Genomic DNA, 19,139 nt, shown 5'->3' with positions numbered 1-19,139 from the left:
CTCAAACACTTCAACAACAAAATACCTATGAATATTCGGATTACTCACATCGATATTTATACCGAACAGGAAATCATCCGCGACGGAAGTCTTCTGCTGTCCGACGGTGTTATTGCGTCGGTCTGTCGTACTTCGGAAGAGACGGCAGACGCGGAGACCGTGATTGACGGGAGAGGGCTTGCGGCGGTGCCCGGCTATATCGACGTGCATTGCCATGGCGGAGGCGGGTACGACTGCAATCAGGGAACGGAAGAAGCCCTCGTGAAGATGCGTACATTTTACGGCAGGCACGGTGTGACCACGCTCTACCCGACGTTGGCGGCCGACCTGCTGCCCGCGCTTGAGCAAGGGCTGCGAGCCATTCGTTCGGTCATGCGGCAGAACAAAGCGGGAGAGACGGAGATCGCAGGCTGTCACCTCGAAGGACCTTTCTTGAACAAGGTCTATAAAGGAAGTCAGGCCGAAGACGCCATTCTCCCCATGACAGACGATCATCTGCGGTTTTACGAAACTTACAGCGACGTCATCCGGCGCACTACCATCGCGCCCGAAGTCGGGCGTAACCTCGATTATTTTCCGGCGTTGCGGGCGATGAACATCCAACTGTCGGTAGGGCATAGCTGTGCGGAATACAAGGATGTGCTGGCAGCGATAGAGGCGGGAGCGACGAGCGTGACGCATCTCTACAACGCCATGTCGCAGACGAAGAAAACGGGCCCGTTCCGCATCGGCGGTGTCGTGGAGGCGGCATTGACGCAAGACGCGTTGTATGCCGAAATCATCTGCGACGGCTATCACTTGCCCAACGAACTGATTCAGATTGCTTACCGCTGCAAAGGGGCGGATAGGCTCTCGGTCTGCTCCGATGCCAGCAGAGCGGCCGGCGTCGTAACGCACGGCGACACGATTCATTCGTGCGGAGAGACGTACGTCGTCGAAAACGGGGTCGTCATGAACAGCGCGCGCACCTCGTTGGCCTCGTCTATCACTCCGATCGACGGGATGGTTCGCCATCTCATCTTCAACGTCGGACTGCCGGCGACCGACGTCGTCAGGATGACGAGCGGCACGACTGCCAAGATGATGGGAATCTTCGACCGCAAAGGTTCGATTGCTGTCGGCAAAGATGCCGATATCAACCTCGTCGATGCACGGTTCAACGTCGTAAAAACCTTTTGCAAAGGCGTGGAGGTGAACAGAGAGTAGGTCTCTTCGAATCCGAATAGCTCTTCCGGAAGCATCGGCTGCCGGAGGAGCGAGTTCGCAAAAAGAAAAAAAGAGGATGTGTCGTTTTGACACACCCTCTTTTTATTTGATTTTATTTTTGACTTCTCTGTTTTACTTCGCGCCCGAATACCGTTTGTTCAGGTATTCCACGATTTCGTTTGTGATATTATAAGCATCGTCTGCCAAGAAGATCGGACTGCCGGCCGTATTGCTGAAAATGATCTGATAGCCTTTGTCCTGATTGTATTGTTTCAGGTAGTGTACTACCGTATCACGCAATTGCTCGTTCATGGCTTGTGTCTGTTCCATCAGTTCCTGTGTCAATCGGCTGTCGAGTTCTTGCAGTTCCTGTTGTTTTTTCATCAGGCGCTGTTGTTCCTGCTCCGCCCGTTCGCGCGTAGCAAATGCGCCGTTTTGCAACTTGTACTGGAATTCTTCGGCTTCCGATTGCAAACTGCGTGCTTTTTGTGTGTAGTTGGCACGCGCGTTCTCCTGCTTTTTCAGAATCTGCTCGTTCAGGTCGATAGAGAAATTGTACTTTAGTAATAATGAATCTACATTAATATACGCCACCGGAAAGCCGGCAATCTGTTCGCCCGACTCGGTTGTCGTACTCAGGGCGGGAGTACCGCTCTTTTTCCCGGAGAAATACATTACAAACAGGATAATCACGGCAATCGCGAGAATCCCTTGGATCACATAGTTTACATTATTCTTCATATATCAGCCAAAATTTAATTTATATTCATTTCTTTCATGCGCTCTGCAAGGTTTTTATGACGTGCAGCTTGCCTGTCCTGTGTTCTTGCGCAGCAAATCCCCTGCTCGCGCAAAGCGAGGCTGCTGTCGATGTGTGTATTCGGAAAATGTCCGTCCTTTTTAAAAATGACCCTTACGCAGAGCAGAACGACACAAATAGTCAAAATAATAATTGCTGTTCCTATTGTTAGCGTGATAAACATTTTTCTTATCTTTGTGGACGCAAAGATACAAGTTTCGCCAAATAGAACGTTCCTTTTTGCGAATATTTCTGTTTTTTTTTTCGTTTGATACTTGTATCTTCAACAATATTAACGGTTTAAATCAATGTGTAAATAATTAAAAACATGAAGACAATTTTAGATTTACAGCCCGCCGTCGTGTGGAAGTATTTTTACGAAATCACTCAAGTGCCTCGCCCATCGAAGAAAGAGGGAAAAATCATTCGGTATTTAGAAGACTTTGCCGCTCAACACAACCTCCCGATCAAGAAAGACTCCGTGGGAAATATCCTTATTTCAAAAGCTGCTACACCCGGATATGAGAAATTGCCGACCGTCGTATTACAGTCGCACATGGACATGGTTTGTGAAAAGAATAACGACGTAACGCACGATTTCGATAACGACCCCATAGAAACGGTTATCGACGGCGAATGGCTGCGTGCGAAAGGGACGACGCTGGGGGCCGACAACGGAATCGGTATGGCGGCCGAACTGGCGTTGCTGGCGTCTGACAATATTGAGCACGGCCCGATCGAATGCCTCTTCACGGTCGATGAAGAGACGGGTCTGACCGGCGCGGCGGCATTGGCCGAAGGCTTTATGACCGGAAAAATTCTGCTCAACCTCGACAGCGAAGACGAAGGACAGCTCTTTATGGGATGTGCCGGCGGTAAAGGAACAGTCGCGACATTCACGTACGAACCAGCTTCTGTACCGGCCTCGTTACAGTATTTCAAGATCGTTGTTACGGGTTTGAACGGCGGGCATTCGGGAGGTGATATTCACAAGCAACTCGGAAATGCCAACAAAATCATGGCGCGTTTCCTTTATACCTTGGATAAGAAGTTCGACATGGCACTTGCCGCTGTCGAAGGAGGAAATCTGCACAATGCGATTGCCCGCGAGGCTTATGCCGTTATCGGTCTGAAAGATGAAGACCGTGAGCCGGTGCGCGTGTTGCTGAACCGTTTTCAGGCCGATGTGGAGAATGAACTCAAACACGTCGACCCGAACGTGCGCATGACGATGGAGACGGTTGAAGCGCCGAAGACATGCATGCCGAAGGAAATGGCCACGCGATTGATTCGTTCGTTGCTCGCCTGCCCGCACGGCGTGATGGGGATGAGCCAAGACATCGAAGGACTGGTGGAAACATCGACCAACTTGGCGTCGGTGAAGATGCCGGAGAGTGGCAAGATCGTCGTAGGTACAAGTCAGCGCAGCTCGCTCGAGTCGGCGAAGAATGCCGTGGCCGATCAGGTTGCCTCCGTGTTCCTGCTGGCCGGTGCCGAAGTACAGCACGGCGAAGGCTATCCGGGATGGGCGCCGAACCCGAACTCGGAGATTTTGAAGGTGGCTCAGGAGACGTATCGCAGGCTGTTCGGTAAGGAAGCGCAAATTATGGCGATTCACGCCGGACTTGAATGCGGATTGTTCCTCGAAAAGTATCCTTATCTGGACATGATTTCTTTCGGCCCGACGTTGCGCGACGTACACTCGCCCACGGAGCGGATCGAGATTGCCACTGTCGATTTGTGGTGGAAACATTTGCTTGAGGTGCTGAAAAACATTCCCGCATAAAATATTCCGCGCAAAAAGGCGTTCTATTACGGTAGAACGCTAAGACAAAGTGGAGAAAAAGTTTATCATTTTTAGTTTATTGATCGGGTTGTTTATCAACCTGACCGTCGGTTGTGAAGGGGTAGGCGATTATTCGACCAACCCCAACCTCCGACTTGGTTTTTCGACCGATACGCTTTCGTTCGATACCGTATTTACCACGATCGGTTCGGCCACGAAGCACTTCAAGGTCTATAACCCGCACAACGAGAATCTGCGTATCGAGTCGGTGTCGCTCGCTAATCCCGGAAAGAGCGGATTCCGTATCAATGTAGACGGCCGGAAAGGCAGCTCGTTTCGCGACATCGACATCTGGAAGCGAGACAGCCTCTATATCCTTGTCGAGGTGACGGTTGATCCGAACAACTCCGATCAACCGATGATTGTCGAAGATTCCATACTGTTCTATACGAACGGTGTCAGACAATCCGTACTGTTGCAGGCTTGCGGACAGGATGTACATCTGCTCAAAGGCGGGGTGACGTACACCCAAAATACGACGCTCACGGCCGATCGTCCTTACCTTATCTACGACAGTCTGGTCGTTGCCGAAGGGGTGACCGTTACGCTGCAACCGGGTGCTACGCTTTATTTTCACAAGCATGCCAACTTGATCGTCTCCGGCAATATCAAGGCTAAAGGGACGCGTGAGAAACCGATCGTTTTCCGTGGCGACCGTTTAGACAGTATCTATACCAACGTCACTTTGGCTTACGACCGCATACCGGGACAATGGGGCGGTATTTACTTTGGGGCATCGAGCTTCGATAACGAGTTTGAACAGGTGATCGTAAAAAATACGACCTCCGGATTGTTTTTCCACGAATCGACTCCGGATAACCTGAAAATCCGCATCCACGATTCGCAGATCACGAACAGCCAAGGCAGCCTGCTGACAGCCGTTAACTGCCGCATCGAAGCGTCGAACAGTGAATTTACGAACGCGGCCGAAAACACCGTCTGTCTCATCGGCGGTTTCTATCAGTTCACGCATTGCACGATAGCGAACTACATGAAGCTGGCGCCACGTAAACGGGTGGCTGCACTGGTACTTTCCGATACGGCGAAAATTAATAATCGATCGGTGCATCTTCCGATACGACAGGCCGCTTTCGACAACTGCATCATCGACGGAAGCCTGCATGACGATACGACAAAACTTTACCGGGGGGAAATCTCATTTTTTACGAAAGATAACCGTCCCGAAGGTGGGGATGGATTCAACTATCATTTTAATTCATGCCTTATCCAGACGAAAAAAATAACGGATAACCCGCGCTTCGTTCAGTGCATCTTCAACCGGAGACCAACGTATATCCGCACCGGAAGCGAGGATGATGCTTATGCGTTTGACTTCCGGTTGGCGAACAAATCCGTTGGAATCAGCGGGGCCGACCGTGCCGTAACGGCACGGTATCCGACCGACCGCTACGGAGTCGGCCGTCTGAATAACACTACCGGCCCGTCGATCGGCGCTTACGAATACGTTTATCAAGAAGAAAAAAAGAAGAAATGAACCATTTTTCTTTTCGGATTGTTTCATAGAAAACACGGAATCCGTTGGGCACGTGCAGCGGAAGATGTGAAGAAACAAAATGAGTTATTAACACTAAAAACCGAAAGAAGATGAAAAAAACATGGTTTGTAATGATGCTGTTGATAGCAGCAGTAGGGATGATAACGGCACAGGAGGCCAAGTATGAAATCAAATCGGGCATCGTTAAGAAGGTGTCGAATGTAATGGGGCAGAAAGTCGAAAGCATATTGTATTTCGATGATTATGGGAAGATGGAAGCGGTAGAGACGACGGTTAACGTTGCCGGTACCGAGAAGAATATGCGTACGCTCGATGAGGGTAATTCGATTGCCAGTATTGATTTGGACGCAAAGACTGTTCAGCGGATGGAAAAGCCTGATAAATTAGACAACTTTCTGACGCTGACGGATGAGCAAAAAGAAAAGTATAAATATCAGGAATTGGGCGAAGAAACCTTCTTGGATCGTCCGTGCAAAAAAGTTTCGTTGGAACTGACCGAGATGGGACAGACGTTTCAGGCGACGTTGTGGCTCTGGAAAGGCATTCCGTTGAAGACGGAAACGCAGGTTGGCGGGATGACGGTGGTCGAAGAGGCCGTTGAAGTACAGGAAAATGTCGAAGTTCCGGCCGAGAAATTTACGGTTCCCGAAGGATTTACCGTATCGGAGTAAGAAGAGTTGTCTTAGAATACAAAATCAAGAAAGTGGGTGTTCGGAATTAATCAGGGCACCTTCTCTTTTGCCTATTTTCGCCCTACATGTTTTTCAACCTTGAGAAATCCGTTCTGCCCATTTGATTCTTTTTGAAAATTCGTAAATATCTTTTATTTGTTTTGGAATGTCTGGAATCCAGTGTTTTATTTTATGTCGTTTTCTGAAAATCAGGATGAAAATTTTCCACAGTTTATTTGATATATAAAAATAAGGAGTTCGTTTTTTTCGGGTTTTATTTAGGGTTTATGTCTAAACGTTTGCTTTATACACAAACGATAATAAATGAAACGCGAAACGTTACATAGTTTTTTCGACGGAACGGCTACGTCCGAAGAGGTATGGTCGGTCAAGGAATGGCTGGCGGAGTCGGAGGAGCACATGAAAGAGCTGATGTCCGAACGTGCTTTTTTCGATGCACTGATCTTGTCAGAAAAAGAAGAGGAAGAAGCTATCCTGCGTGCTAAAAAACAACGGAGACTTTATCGTAGAGTAGGGGTAGAATTGCTGAAAATGGCTGCTGTGGCCGCTGTAGTTGCCGGGATCGCTTTTTCGGTTTACTCGGCGAAGATGAACGAAGTAAGATCGGCAAGGCATACGCTTACCGTTCCGGCCGGACAACGCGCGAATCTTCGTTTGCCGGACGGAACGAACGTTTGGCTCAATGCTCGTTCGGTTATCACCTATCCTTCGTATTTTTCGGACGACGTGCGTGAAGTGCAGCTCGACGGCGAGGCTTATTTCGAGGTAGCTCACGATGCGCGTCATCCTTTTGTTGTGCGTACCGAACGCTACGATATCAATGTGCTGGGGACAAAGTTTAACGTCGAATCTTATCACGGTTCGGACGTTTTCTCCACAGCGTTGATGGAGGGGGCTGTCGAAATTATGTCTGCGGACGATCCGGCTCATCCCATTACGCTTGTACCGAATCAGAAAGCGGTCGAGTCAAACGGACGGCTGGCGGTTACTTCGATCGACGAGTACGAAAGCTACCGTTGGCGCGAAGGGCTGCTTTGTTTCCGGAACATTCCTTTTGCAGAATTGATGTCTCGCCTCGAAAAATGTTACGGCATTACGATCCGGATCGAAAACGAACGGATCGGGCGGAAAGTTTTCAGCGGGAAGTTCCGCATATCGGACGGAGTAGAAAATGTATTGCGTTTGCTGCAACAGGAAGAGCGTTATGTGTTTGAACGTGACGATGCCGAATCGGTCATTTATATTCGCTGAGAGTTCATGCTAAATATCTAATCCATCATAAATAAAACATTTAACAACATGACAAAAAAACATTTATCGAAGGACCCGGGTAAACGGAATCCTTTATTGAGAAACCTGTTTCGATGTACGAACGTGTTTGTGCTGTCGTTTCTGCTGGCTTCCGGCAGCGTACATGCCGGTGTATTGTCGGAGCAGGAAAACAAACTCTCGCTCGAAAAAAACAACGTTCGCCTCGAACAGATTATCCATGAAATCGAATCTCAGTCCGGCTATTTGTTCGTTTACTCGGGCGATGTAGACATGAAGCGCGAGTATTCCGTCCATGTACGTCAGCGGGGGATTCGGGAGACCTTGCAGGAATTGTTTGGCAATTCCGGCATCAAGTATCGAATCGACGGTTCTTATATCGTCCTTTCGAAAGACAAACAAGAGGCCGTTAAACAATCCGTTACTCAGGCTTCGAGGCGTATCAGCGGAAAAGTGGTCGATGCTGAAGGGCAGCCGGTCATTGGCGCCAATGTTGTGGAGAAAGGCACAGGCCACGGCGTGATCACCGACATCGACGGTCGCTTTTCGCTCGAGGTATCAGAAAAGGCCGTTCTTCAGATCTCGTACATTGGTTATGTGACGCAGGAAATTACGGTCAGAAACCGGAAAGATTTTTCCATTGTGCTCGAAGACGACACCAAACTTCTGGACGAAGTCGTCGTTGTCGGTTACGGTACGCAGAAGAAAGTCAGTGTTACCGGCTCTGTCGTACAGATTCAGGGAAAAGATCTGTTAAAGAATCCCGTATCGAACATCTCTTCGATGCTTACCGGGCGTTTGCCGGGTATTACCTCTACGCAGGTTTCGGGGCAGCCGGGTAGTGACGATGCCAGTATCTTGGTAAGAGGATTTTCAACGACCGGAAACAATGCTCCGATTATTTTGGTAGACGGGGTGCAGCGTTCGTATAATCAACTTGACCCGTATGAAATTGAGTCTGTTACCATCCTGAAAGATGCTTCGGCAGCAGCGGTATATGGAATGCAGGCGGCCAATGGAGTCATTCTCGTTACTACAAGAAAAGGTGTTGCTCAGAAGCCAAAAATCACGTATTCAACAAGTTTTTCGTCCAACGAGAATACCGCTTTCCCGAAATTCCTTGATGGGCCTCAATATGCGTATTACTATAACAAAGCCCGCGAAATGGACGGAAGAGATCCTTTGTTTACGGAAGATGACGTGAATAAAATGAGAAACGGAGATCCGAGCGGTAAACTGGGAAATACGAATTGGCTGGATGAAATTTTCCAGACAGGACATACCCAACATCATAATATTGCCGTAAACGGAGGAAATGAAAATGTGAAGTACTACGTTATGGCCGGGTATTATAATCAGAAGGGAAATATCAAGAATTTCGATTTCGAACGCTATAACATTCGTAGCAATGTAGACGCCAATATCACGAAAAACCTGTCTTTATCGTTAGATATTGGTGCCCGGTTGGAAGAAAGAAAAGCTCCGGCTTTAGACGCAGGAAAAGGCGGTGGTATCGAAGGAAGTGCTTACAGTTACAGCATTCTCAGGCAAGCGGTGAAGGCTTTACCTTTCCTGCCGAAAGAGTACGAAGGCATTCCTACCGGTTCGAAAGTGAATCCGATACCGATGAACCCGATTGCGGCAAGAGATTTATCGGGATACAACAATACAACGATGGCGGTTCTGCAAAGCAACCTCTCTTTGAAATGGAATATCCCCCATATAAAAGGCTTACATGTCAAAGCAATGTTAAGCTACGACCATGATTATACGTATGGAAAGAATTTTAAAAATACGTATGAGTTGATGGGGGCTGATATTACCCAATTGCATACGGATAAATTTTACACTAAAAATAATTTTCAGGCTATCTCAAGACCTTCTCTGACGGAGTCGATGGGAAGAGCATCCCGGTTTACCGGGCAGTATTCGATCAACTATGCCAATACGTTCGGCGATCACGATGTGACCGGATTGTTCCTTTATGAGCATTCCGACAGAAGATTCAATAAATTTCACGTATCCGGAATTGATCTGGATATTCTCGGTTTGGAAGAACTTGACCTGATGAATAAGATCAGCGATATCGGAAAAGGGTTTGGCGGAGAAAGCAAAACATCTCCTCGGGCTGGCTATGTCGGACGTATTACGTATGCCTACAAACAGAAATATCTGGCCGAACTGTCGGGTCGCTATGACGGATCGTATAAATTTGCGAAGAACAAACGCTGGGACTTTTTCCCCGCACTCTCTTTGGGATGGAGAATCTCGAACGAAGATTTCTTTAAAAACAACTCGAACCTCTCTTTTGTCGACGATCTGAAAATAAAAGCTTCATACGGTAAATTGGGGAATGATGCGGCGGTGGATCCGTTCTCTTACTTGAGCTACATGAAGTTTATTTCGAAAGACGCATCCGTTATCTTCGGAGAAGCTTCTCAGAAAGCCTTGATGACCGATGTTGTAGCAAGTCCCGATATGCTGTGGGAAGTAGCTACCACCTATAACTTCGGACTCGAGTCCATGTTCTGGGGAGGCAAACTCGGCGTAGAATTCGACGCGTTTTATAAAGTGACTTCCGATATTTTACGCAAACCTTCTTCTTATCCGCCTTCTGTCGGAAAGTATTACCCTATCTACGTGAATGAAGGGATTGTAGATAGCCGCGGGTTTGAATTGACGCTCTCGCATAATAACCGCATCAATGACTTCAACTACCGAATTAAAGCTAATGTGAGCTGGGCACGGAGTAAGATAATTAAGTGGGACCAAAGCCCGAATATCCCTTATTGGCAGAAGAATAACGGACGTACCGTCGGACAAAAAGAAGGTTTTATCGCGTTGGGTCTGTTCCAAAGCGAAGAAGAGATTGCCAATTCGGCTGTTGTGGCAGGTAAACCGACCCGTCCGGGAGACATCAAGTATAAAGACCTCAATGGCGATGGAAAAATTACGTACGATCAAGACCGTACGTTTATCGGCAAAAGCAATTATCCCGAACTGATTGCCGGTTTGAATCTGAGTGCCGACTGGAGAGGATTCGACTTCTCGGCACTGTTTCAGGGCGGAGCCATGTCCGACGTCGCGTTGATGGGATTTTATCATGGAGTAGGTTGGGATAACACTCAGTTTACGCGTCCTTTCTACGGAGGCGGAAACTCTCCCGTTTACCTGATGGAAGGCGCATGGCGGCCGGATAACCCGAATGCCAAATATCCGCGTCTGACCCTCGAACCCGACAATAACGGATATGCCAATACGCTTTGGCTGATCGACGGCTCTTATCTGCGTCTTAAAAGCGTTCAATTAGGATACAGCATTCCTAAAAAAATGGTACAGAAGATAGGGGCAGATAATTTGCGTCTTTATGTTTCAGGATCGAACTTGTTTACATGGAGTCATATGCCGTATATTGATCCGGAGGCTCCCGATGTAAACAACGGGTATTATCCTCAACAGAAAACATACAGTATCGGATTAAACATTACTTTCTAAAATAAGCAAATTATGAAAAATAGATTTTATCATACCATCTTATTATTCGGTTTTATTCTTTTTGTCGGCTGTCAGGACTTTTTAGATCCTACGCCTACCAATAAATATTCGAATAAGTTCACGTGGGAAAGTGAAAAAAATGCAACCCTTTATTTAAATGGATTTTATACCTATATAAGCATTTACGGAAACTTTGGAAACGGACAATTCGGGGCAACCCTGCTGACCGATGGTCTTACAGACCAACTCAAATATGCCGGAAATGTTGCGGGGGTAGGTACGCCTAATCTCTACGCGTACTATCCCGAACGCATCACGCCTGATCAGAACTCGCTCGGTGTTTGGAACGATGCTTACGAAAGGGTGCGTCGTGTCAATGAGGCATTGTTGGGATTAAATGAGTTCGCTAAATTTCCGGAGGAGAAGAAAAAAGATTTTGAAGGGCAGTTGCGTTTTTTCAGGTCTTATATCTATTTTCAATTGATGAAGCGGCATAAGAGCGTCATCTTATTAGATAAGCCGACTTCTCATAAAGACAATCCGAGAGCGTCGGAAGCTGAAGGCTGGGATTTCATCGAAAAGGATTTGAATGAAGCCATCGCTTCTCTCCCGGTTACTCGTCCGGCTGCCGAATCGGGACGTCTGACGAAAGGAATGGCCTTGGCATTCAAATCGAGAGTGATGCTTTATGCCCAACGATGGGATAAGGCTAAAACGGCCGCTCAGGAATGTATCGATTTGAAAGATGATAAAGGAGGGCTTGTGTACGAACTCAATCCTGAATATCAAAAAGCTTTCGCAAGCTATGAGCAAGGAAACAAGGAAGCGATCCTGTATTTCCGCTATGTTTCCCCTTCCCCGACGCATAACTTCGACAAGAACTACGTGCCCGGAGGCGATTATGCCGGACTGGGAGCTTTGGCGGGGCCGACTCAGGAAATGGTAGAAGAATACGAATTGGCAACCGGCGGGAAGCCCGACTGGAGTAAATGGCGTTCTAAAACAACCGAAACACCTCCGTACGAACTTCTGGAGCCTCGTTTCAAAGCTTCCATACTCTACAATGGCGCATCTTGGAAAGGACGCAAAGTGGAAGCCTTTGTGGGAGGTGCCGATGGCTTTCAGGACTATGGTTCTGCTTCGGCGTCGAACGGACATACCGTTACCGGATATTTCTTGAGAAAGAATTTGGATGAAAAGAATACGGATGTGGAAAAAAATCTCAGCACACAACCCTGGATCGAAATTCGTCTGGCCGAAGTGTATTTGAACTTAGCCGAAGCTTCGGCCGAATTGAAAGATGCGGCAACGGCCAATCAGGCGCTTACCGCCGTAAGGAAACGTGTCAATTTGCCTTGGAGCGCCAAAACAGGCGATGCCTTAATGCAGGCTGTACGTCATGAACGAAAAGTAGAATTGGCTTTTGAAGGACAATATTATTGGGATCTTCGCCGGTGGAACAGAGCCATGACGGAGCTTAACAACGTGCGTTTTCATGGGTTGAAAATAGAAAAAAACGGAAATTCGTTTAGCTATCAATATGTGGTTGTAGACGATCAGGTAAGAAAATATACCGAAAGACTTCAAAAGTCGTTTCCTATACCTTCTGCCGAACTTGCCAACAATTCGGCTATTCAGCAATTAGATGAATGGAAATAAAAACAGAAAGAAAGATGAAAAATATTTATTTTAGCATATTGTGCAGCATAGCCTTATCATTAACAGGCTGCCAAACTCCCGAGGAGTTGGTGATGGATGAATCTTCGGCCGGAGCACACGGATTTAATGTTAAATTCTCCGATGGGTCGGGAGACTTTTATCCCGAGAAAGCTGCTCCTTATAAAGACGGAGATGTGTTGACCTTTGTTGTTCCCTGGTTCTATCCCGAAGACAGTAACAACGAGACGGATCTGACGAAGATGAAGTTGTATGCTTCTTTACCGAATAATGTTACGGTAGAACCGGGATTAGGTGGTATCTTTGATTTGACGAAGGAACATCAGATTACCGTTACTTCGCCGAACGGGTCGAAATCGAAACTGACGGTCAAAGGAGAACGTCGGAAGAGCTCCAAGAAAATGATTACCGAGTTTTCGCTTCCCAAAGGAATACAGGGAATTATTTTCGAAGATAAGAAAATGATCGGACTTATTTCCGGAGGATTGGATCTTTCGAATATGGTGCCGACCATCAAGACATCGGCTCATGCTTCGGTTTCTCCCGATCCCTCGTTACCGCAGGATTTCAGTAAGCCGGTGGAATATACGGTAACGGCCCACGATGGATCAATACAGAAATATACGGTTCAGGTCATTATTCCCGATAAAATACCGTACGGATTGCGTAAAGAAAGCGCCAAGCAACTGTTCAGTGTTCGTCTGTCCGATATCGGAATTAATCAAGGCAATCACTGGAGTACCGGTATCGCCGTATCTTCCAAATATGTGTTTATCAATACGCGAAACACTGATTTGACATATATCGATCGTTTTACGGGTAAAAAGGTGGGTGCTATTTCGTTGCCATTCAAATCCAGCTTGGGCAACTTCTTTATCACAAATGATGATAACGATAATTTGCTTATTTCGAATTACAACAACAAAGCCGGAGGGACATTGACGATCTACAGAATAAAAGATACCGCCAACCCGGAGAAGTATATCGAATTCAAGAACGCACCCGTATCGGGACGTAGGATGTCTGTTTCCGGAAGTCTGGACGGAGATGCGATTATTTTCGCTCCTTCCGATAAGTCGAGCAAGATTCTTTACTGGACGGTAACCGGTGGCGTATTGCAGTCGCAGGAGCCGCAGATATACACGGCCGATGAGACGAAGATTAAATGGAACTTTGTCGCCGATGCGGCCACTACGGAGAAAGATTTGAACAAAGGCTTATTTATTGCCGGTTACGGTCCTGTGAATGCCGTCGGGTTCTTCAATGCGGACGGAACGTTGAATGCCGGAGCGAACTTAACCGGTCTGGGTCTGGATAAGCATGTGAACCATGCGCTCGATTTAGCCGTATTTAACGGAGCTACGTATCTTGCTTTAGGCAGTCAATTCTATGCAGCGAACGCAACCGGTTTCATTTTCGATGTTACCGTTCCTTCGAGCATCGGAGGGGATAATGCCCTCGTATATAAATCGCCTTCGTTACCGACCGACAACAACGCAAACTCAACGGCAGATATTCATTTGAAAGTTTCTGCCGACGGATTGAAAATGGTGTTGTATCTCTTCGGTACGAATGGAGGGGTAGACGCTTATGAGTTCGATTGTATCGATGTAAGTAAACTGATGTAATTATAAATTGTTTATACAAGAGGATGTGTCAAAACGCAATGTTTGGGCACACCCTCTTTAGATGTGTAAGAATGGGTGAAATGCGAGGCGCTAAGGATGAGGGCGAGGGAGCATACTAAGAGGTATGTGACCGAGTTCGCATTCCGCAAGCAACGACGCTATTCGCCCGTTATGACACATCGTTTTTTTATGTTTTATGATGAAATATCCATACGCTTATTTATTACTGCTTATTTTGGCGCTTCTTTCCGCCTGTGGAGAAGAAAAGAAAGAACTGCCCTGGGAATGGCCGAAAGAACCGGATACGCCTGATGTTACGACGCCGGCTTCGAAGAAACCTCGATTTATCTGGATCGATGCGGCTGCCAATTTTCCCGATTTTGCCGACAGCAAGGAAAATATCGCTCGTGATCTCGCGCTCGCCAAAGAGGCCGGTTTTACCGATGTGGTCGTGGATGTGCGTCCGACCAACGGAGACCTTCTCTATCGCTCTTCCGTTCCCGGATCCAAACCGGTTAGCTGGCTGGGAGCTTGGGTAAAAGGTACGTATACGAAAATCGAACGGAAGGCAACGTGGGACTATCTTCAGGCTTTTATCGATGAAGGGCATCGGCTGGGCTTAAAGGTACATGCCGGATTTAACACGATGACCGGAGGCAACAGCACTTCGCTCGGAGCGGAAGGCATCCTCTTTCGCGATGCGTCGAAAAAGAACTGGGCGACCTCCGAAAATCTCGCGTCCGGTATTACGAATACGCTGAGTAACGGTCAGCGAAACACCAAATTCTTTAATCCGGTAAATCCGGAAGTACAAGACTACTTGTGCGCATTGCTGAAAGACCTCGCTCGATACGATTTGGACGGGATTTTTCTTGACAGAGGACGCTTCGACGGCATTCAGTCCGATTTCTCCGACCTGACGCGCAAACAATTCGAAGCTTATATCGGAAAGCAAGTCAACAATTTCCCCGACGATATTTTGCCTAAAGGCGCGACGATGGCCGATATAAACAAGATGACGTCTTATCCTCCTTATTTTAAGAAATGGCTTGAATTCCGGGCTAAAGTGATGCATGATTTTATGGCGAAAGCCCGTAAATCGGTTAAAGATACGAACCCGAAGGTGAAATTTGGCGTGTATGTCGGCGGTTGGTACTCCATTTATTACGAAGTGGGCGTCAACTGGGCAAGCAAGAAATATTCCGCTTCCGATTACCGTTGGGCTTCGGCCGAATACCGCAAGTACGGGTATGCCGACTTGATGGATCAGATGTTGATCGGAGCTTACGCCTCGCCGCTCAAGGTGTACGGAAGTACGGAGTGGACGATGGAAGGATTTTGCCGTTTGGCGAAAGAGAAAATCCGAAAGGATTGTCCGATGGTGGCCGGAGGTCCTGATGTGGGTAACTGGGACCTGAAAAATACAGCTACCCCCGCGCAGGAAAACGAGGCCATTGTGAAATCCGTAAAAGCCTGTATGGACGCTTGCGACGGATATTTCCTTTTCGATATGATCCATCTGAAACTGGCCAACCAGTGGAGCTATGCCCAAGAAGGTATCCGGCTGGCGATGGGTAGCACCGGTAAGTAGTAGAAAACAGTCTCATTCATACGCGCAAGTGGAATGGGTGGCTGGAGTTTCCGATGGACAAGGCGCTTGGTAATAACGGAAACGTGACGGGGGAGGTGAAAGTACGTGTCGCTCCTGACGGTCAGTCGGCCCATGTCGCGTTCCTCTGCACGAACGGCGGAGTGATGCTCTGGAAGGTAACGCTGCAATAAAAATGTACGGTAACGCTGACGGATAGCGGCTTGAGAAAAGAGAGAGGCTGTGTCGGAAAGATACTTTTTGGCACAGCCTCCCGTTATGATCGGCCGGGACCATACGAGAAGATATAACATATATATAATGTATAGGACAAATCAAGAAAAAAAGAAACGTATGAAACGATTTTTTGTGTATGTATTAGGGTGCGTCGTGTTTGGCGGAGGATGGAACGCTCCGGAAGCCTCGGCGCAGACGGCCGTCGAAGGCCGTGTGACGTGTGAAGGAAAAGGAATATCGGGCGTGGTTGTTACCGACGGACAAACGTGTGTGACGACCGATCGCGAAGGGCGTTACGCGTTGCCCGCGACCGATCCGACAGCCGAGTTCGTCTATGTATCGACACCGGCGGGGTATCTGCCACCCGACAGTGCGGGCATTCCGCGGTTCTATCGGGCGATCGACCGCGCGAAACCGCAACAGCATGACTTTTCCCTCCGTCGGAATCCGAAGGATGATCAGCGTCATTTGCTCGTCGTGCATGCCGATCCGCAGTTTTTCAGCGAAGAAAATTTTGAAGCATACGTCGATATTGTCGCCGATTGCCGGCAAACCGTCGACGCGTACACGCAGGGCGATGTATTCGGCATCGATTGCGGCGATCTCGTGGGCGACAAACCGGAGCTTTATAACCGTTACATCGACGAACTGAGCCGGACGGGCGTACCGTTCTACCGCGTGCTCGGTAATCACGACATGCGTTACGGCGGGCGCACCGACGAACTTTCGACGGCTACGTACACCCGTCATTTCGGGCCGGCCTACTATTCGTTCAACCGCGGCAAAGTACATTACATCGTACTCGACAATGTGTTTTACATCGGCCGCGATTATTTCTACATGGGCTATATCACCGAAAAAATGTTTCGCTGGTTGGAGCAGGACTTGTCGCATGTACCTGCGGGAAGTACCGTCTTCGTGGCGATGCATATTCCGGCGCGATTGGCCGAGAAGTCCGAACCTTTCACGTATTCGAACGAGCAGATGGGCGGGCAAACGATCAACGCGCAGGGACTGTTCGAACTCTTGAAACCCTATCAGGCGCATATCCTGACCGGACACATGCACTACAATAAGAATATCGTACACTCGCCGCGACTGTACGAACATAACACGGCGGCCATCTGCGGCACGTGGTGGCAGGGAGCGTATTGCCTCGACGGTACGCCGCTCGGCTACGGGGTGTACGAGATCGACGGCGACCGCGTAACGTGGTATTTCAAGAGTGCCGGTCACCCGCGCGATCATCAGATGCGTGGCTATCCCGCCGGAGCGAACAAGGAATTTCCCGACGACGTGACGGTGAATATCTGGAACTGGGATGCCGGTTGGAAGGTCGAATGGTACGAGGACGGACGCCTTCAGGGCGAGATGACCCGTTTCGACGGCATCGATCCCGAAGTCGTGACCATGTGTGCCGACAAAGACCGGCTGAGGTTTAAATGGATTGCACCGATTAAAACGACGCACATGTTTCGGGCGACGCCCGCCTCGCGGCAATCGACCGTCGAAATCGTAGCTACCGACCGATTCGGAAACCAATATAAAACAAGTATACAACCAACAAAAAACAAGTAAACAAATGAAGAAAAAAGCAACAATGATTTGCGCGATTTTATGCGCGCTGTTCGCCGTGGGATGTCAAACGAAGCAGGCGAATACGGAAACGGAAGTGAAAACGGAGACTCCTAAACTGATGTGGTTCGATGCCACGGCCAATTTCGAGCGCTTCAACCACAAAGATTCGATCGATTTTTATCTGGCAAAGATTCAATCGCTCGGGTTCACCGACGCCGTAGTCGATGTACGTCCTATCTCGGGACATGTGCTGTATCGCAGCGCTTACGCGCCGTTCCTCGAAGAGTGGGAAGGCGTGAAACGGGACGAATCGTTCGATTTCCTCGGCTATTTCATCGAACGGGCTCACGCCAACGGATTGAAAATTCACGCGGCGTTGAATACGTTCGTGGCCGGGCATAACTACAAAAATTCCGGCGTCGTATTCGGCGAGCACCCCGAGTGGGCAACGATCGCTTATACTCCCGATCAGGGATTGGTGCCCATCATGTCGGTTCCGAAAAAATATTCGGCGATGGTGAACCCGATCATTCCCGAATATCAGGAGTATATTCTGAATATTTTCCGCGAAGTGGTACAGAAGTACTCGTCGCTCGACGGTATCATCCTCGACCGTGTGCGTTACGACGGTTTTATGGCCGATTTCTCCGAGCTGTCGCGCGCGAAGTTCGAGGAATATCTGGGCGCAAAAGTCGAACGATTCCCCGAAGACGTCTATGAATGGAAGAAGGACGATAAAGGAGCGTACTACCCCGAAAAAGGCAAGCATTACCTGCAATGGCTCGAATGGCGGGCGATGAACATCCGCGATTTTATGGAGAAAGCGCGTAACGAGGTCAAAGCCGTGAATCCGGCGTTGAGCTTCGGTACTTATACCGGCGCGTGGTATCCGTCGTATTACGAAGTAGGCGTGAATTTCGCGAGCAAGGAGTACGATCCGTCGAAGGAATTCGACTGGGCTTCGCCGACGTATCAAAAGACAGGGTATGCCGAACTGATCGACCTGTACATGGTGGGCAACTACTACACGAGCATCACCAAAGAAGCCTATATGGCCGAAGACAAAGTGGTGCAGAACGAAACCGACATGCAGGCGCAGCGAAACATCTGGTACTGCGTGGAAGGCTCGTGCGAGAACTTGCGCCGCGTGCTTGGCGAAAACAAATTTCTGGGCGGTATTCTGGTCGATCAATTTTATGAAAATCCCGAAGGACTGACCGAATCGATCAAGATGAACCTCGCCAAGTCGGACGGACTGATGGTGTTCGATATCGTCCACATTATTCACAAAGACATGTGGGACGCTGTAGAGAAAGGCATGCGCGAAGGCGGCGCCCTGCCTGCCGACGCGAAATAAACCGCGGGTAAGGCGTACATCCTGTCGCCGGAAACTGAGTATCCGGCGTTCAAACAGCTGTTTTTGCTCGTTGTTGTACAACAATGATATTAAAACAGCATGTTTTGCCTCGTTGTTGTACAACAACGACCCTTAAACAGCATGTTTTGTCCTGTTGTTGTACAACAATGACCCTTAAACAGCATGTTTTGCCCCGTTGTTGTACAACAACGACCCTTAAACAGCATGTTTGACCCTGTTGTTGTACAACA

The 19,139-nt window shown here is 48.4% G+C and carries 14 protein-coding genes; 12 read left to right on the top strand and 2 right to left on the bottom strand.

The window, feature by feature from the left end; translation table 11 throughout:
* The first annotated feature begins 27 nt into the window (after positions 1–27).
* Positions 28–1,206: an N-acetylglucosamine-6-phosphate deacetylase gene (nagA, locus tag EII41_RS03305; RefSeq protein ID WP_124789412.1), complete on the top strand. Its 1,179-nt coding sequence runs from the start codon at positions 28–30 to the stop codon at positions 1,204–1,206.
* A 132-nt stretch (positions 1,207–1,338) separates the two neighbouring features.
* Here the strand turns inward: nagA and EII41_RS03300 are convergent, their stop codons facing one another.
* Complete coding sequence (locus tag EII41_RS03300) at positions 1,339–1,947, bottom strand: OmpH family outer membrane protein (RefSeq protein WP_124751803.1); 609 nt, start codon at positions 1,945–1,947, stop codon at positions 1,339–1,341.
* Positions 1,948–1,961: 14 nt separating this feature from the next.
* Entirely contained in the window at positions 1,962–2,189 is a 228-nt protein-coding gene (locus EII41_RS03295) for a hypothetical protein (RefSeq protein WP_124789411.1), read from the bottom strand.
* A gap of 144 nt (positions 2,190–2,333) precedes the next feature.
* Between EII41_RS03295 and EII41_RS03290 the strand changes: the two genes are divergently transcribed.
* From EII41_RS03290 to EII41_RS03240, 11 genes are all read left to right on the top strand, one after another.
* The gene (locus tag EII41_RS03290) at positions 2,334–3,791 is read left to right on the top strand and encodes an aminoacyl-histidine dipeptidase (RefSeq protein ID WP_124789410.1); all 1,458 of its coding nucleotides are present in this window, start codon (positions 2,334–2,336) and stop codon (positions 3,789–3,791) included.
* A 49-nt stretch (positions 3,792–3,840) separates the two neighbouring features.
* Positions 3,841–5,346: a hypothetical protein gene (locus EII41_RS03285; protein ID WP_260425460.1), complete on the top strand. Its 1,506-nt coding sequence runs from the start codon at positions 3,841–3,843 to the stop codon at positions 5,344–5,346.
* A 110-nt stretch (positions 5,347–5,456) separates the two neighbouring features.
* A complete protein-coding gene (locus EII41_RS03280; RefSeq protein WP_124789409.1) occupies positions 5,457–6,038 on the top strand; it encodes a hypothetical protein in 582 nt (193 codons plus the stop codon).
* 324 nt (positions 6,039–6,362) lie between these two features.
* Entirely contained in the window at positions 6,363–7,310 is a 948-nt protein-coding gene (locus EII41_RS03275; RefSeq protein WP_124789408.1) for a FecR family protein, read from the top strand.
* A 48-nt stretch (positions 7,311–7,358) separates the two neighbouring features.
* Positions 7,359–10,823 carry a SusC/RagA family TonB-linked outer membrane protein gene (locus tag EII41_RS03270; RefSeq protein WP_124789407.1) on the top strand — a complete coding sequence of 1,155 codons (3,465 nt, stop codon included), beginning with the start codon at positions 7,359–7,361 and terminating at the stop codon, positions 10,821–10,823.
* A 12-nt stretch (positions 10,824–10,835) separates the two neighbouring features.
* Positions 10,836–12,482, top strand: coding sequence for a RagB/SusD family nutrient uptake outer membrane protein (locus tag EII41_RS03265; protein ID WP_124789406.1), 1,647 nt, complete (start codon positions 10,836–10,838; stop codon positions 12,480–12,482).
* A 14-nt stretch (positions 12,483–12,496) separates the two neighbouring features.
* Entirely contained in the window at positions 12,497–14,128 is a 1,632-nt protein-coding gene (locus tag EII41_RS03260; RefSeq protein WP_185711817.1) for a DUF5018 domain-containing protein, read from the top strand.
* A 199-nt stretch (positions 14,129–14,327) separates the two neighbouring features.
* A complete protein-coding gene (locus EII41_RS03255; RefSeq protein WP_221620694.1) occupies positions 14,328–15,719 on the top strand; it encodes an alpha amylase family protein in 1,392 nt (463 codons plus the stop codon).
* A gap of 53 nt (positions 15,720–15,772) precedes the next feature.
* Positions 15,773–15,910: a hypothetical protein gene (locus EII41_RS03250; protein WP_185711510.1), complete on the top strand. Its 138-nt coding sequence runs from the start codon at positions 15,773–15,775 to the stop codon at positions 15,908–15,910.
* Between the two features lie 160 nt (positions 15,911–16,070).
* Positions 16,071–17,531, top strand: a complete 1,461-nt coding sequence (locus EII41_RS03245; RefSeq protein ID WP_124789403.1) for a calcineurin-like phosphoesterase C-terminal domain-containing protein — start codon at positions 16,071–16,073, stop codon at positions 17,529–17,531.
* A gap of 4 nt (positions 17,532–17,535) precedes the next feature.
* On the top strand, positions 17,536–18,888 hold the full coding sequence (locus tag EII41_RS03240) for an alpha amylase family protein (RefSeq protein ID WP_260425459.1): 1,353 nt from the start codon (positions 17,536–17,538) through the stop codon (positions 18,886–18,888).
* The last annotated feature ends 251 nt before the right edge of the window (positions 18,889–19,139 follow it).

The organism is Tannerella forsythia, from assembly GCF_003860135.1.
Classification (GTDB): Bacteria; Bacteroidota; Bacteroidia; order Bacteroidales; family Tannerellaceae; genus Tannerella; species Tannerella forsythia_A.
This window is presented reverse-complemented; position numbering and strand designations above follow the sequence as displayed.

What these genes read in the sequence shown, in the direction of transcription:
- nagA (WP_124789412.1), top strand. Translation starts at nt 28, where the DNA reads ATGAATATTCGGATTACTCACATCGATATTTATACCGAACAGGAAATC.
- EII41_RS03300 (WP_124751803.1), bottom strand. Translation starts at nt 1,947, where the DNA reads ATGAAGAATAATGTAAACTATGTGATCCAAGGGATTCTCGCGATTGCC.
- EII41_RS03295 (WP_124789411.1), bottom strand. Translation starts at nt 2,189, where the DNA reads ATGTTTATCACGCTAACAATAGGAACAGCAATTATTATTTTGACTATT.
- EII41_RS03290 (WP_124789410.1), top strand. Translation starts at nt 2,334, where the DNA reads ATGAAGACAATTTTAGATTTACAGCCCGCCGTCGTGTGGAAGTATTTT.
- EII41_RS03280 (WP_124789409.1), top strand. Translation starts at nt 5,457, where the DNA reads ATGAAAAAAACATGGTTTGTAATGATGCTGTTGATAGCAGCAGTAGGG.
- EII41_RS03275 (WP_124789408.1), top strand. Translation starts at nt 6,363, where the DNA reads ATGAAACGCGAAACGTTACATAGTTTTTTCGACGGAACGGCTACGTCC.
- EII41_RS03270 (WP_124789407.1), top strand. Translation starts at nt 7,359, where the DNA reads ATGACAAAAAAACATTTATCGAAGGACCCGGGTAAACGGAATCCTTTA.
- EII41_RS03265 (WP_124789406.1), top strand. Translation starts at nt 10,836, where the DNA reads ATGAAAAATAGATTTTATCATACCATCTTATTATTCGGTTTTATTCTT.
- EII41_RS03260 (WP_185711817.1), top strand. Translation starts at nt 12,497, where the DNA reads ATGAAAAATATTTATTTTAGCATATTGTGCAGCATAGCCTTATCATTA.
- EII41_RS03255 (WP_221620694.1), top strand. Translation starts at nt 14,328, where the DNA reads ATGAAATATCCATACGCTTATTTATTACTGCTTATTTTGGCGCTTCTT.
- EII41_RS03250 (WP_185711510.1), top strand. Translation starts at nt 15,773, where the DNA reads ATGGACAAGGCGCTTGGTAATAACGGAAACGTGACGGGGGAGGTGAAA.
- EII41_RS03245 (WP_124789403.1), top strand. Translation starts at nt 16,071, where the DNA reads ATGAAACGATTTTTTGTGTATGTATTAGGGTGCGTCGTGTTTGGCGGA.
- EII41_RS03240 (WP_260425459.1), top strand. Translation starts at nt 17,536, where the DNA reads ATGAAGAAAAAAGCAACAATGATTTGCGCGATTTTATGCGCGCTGTTC.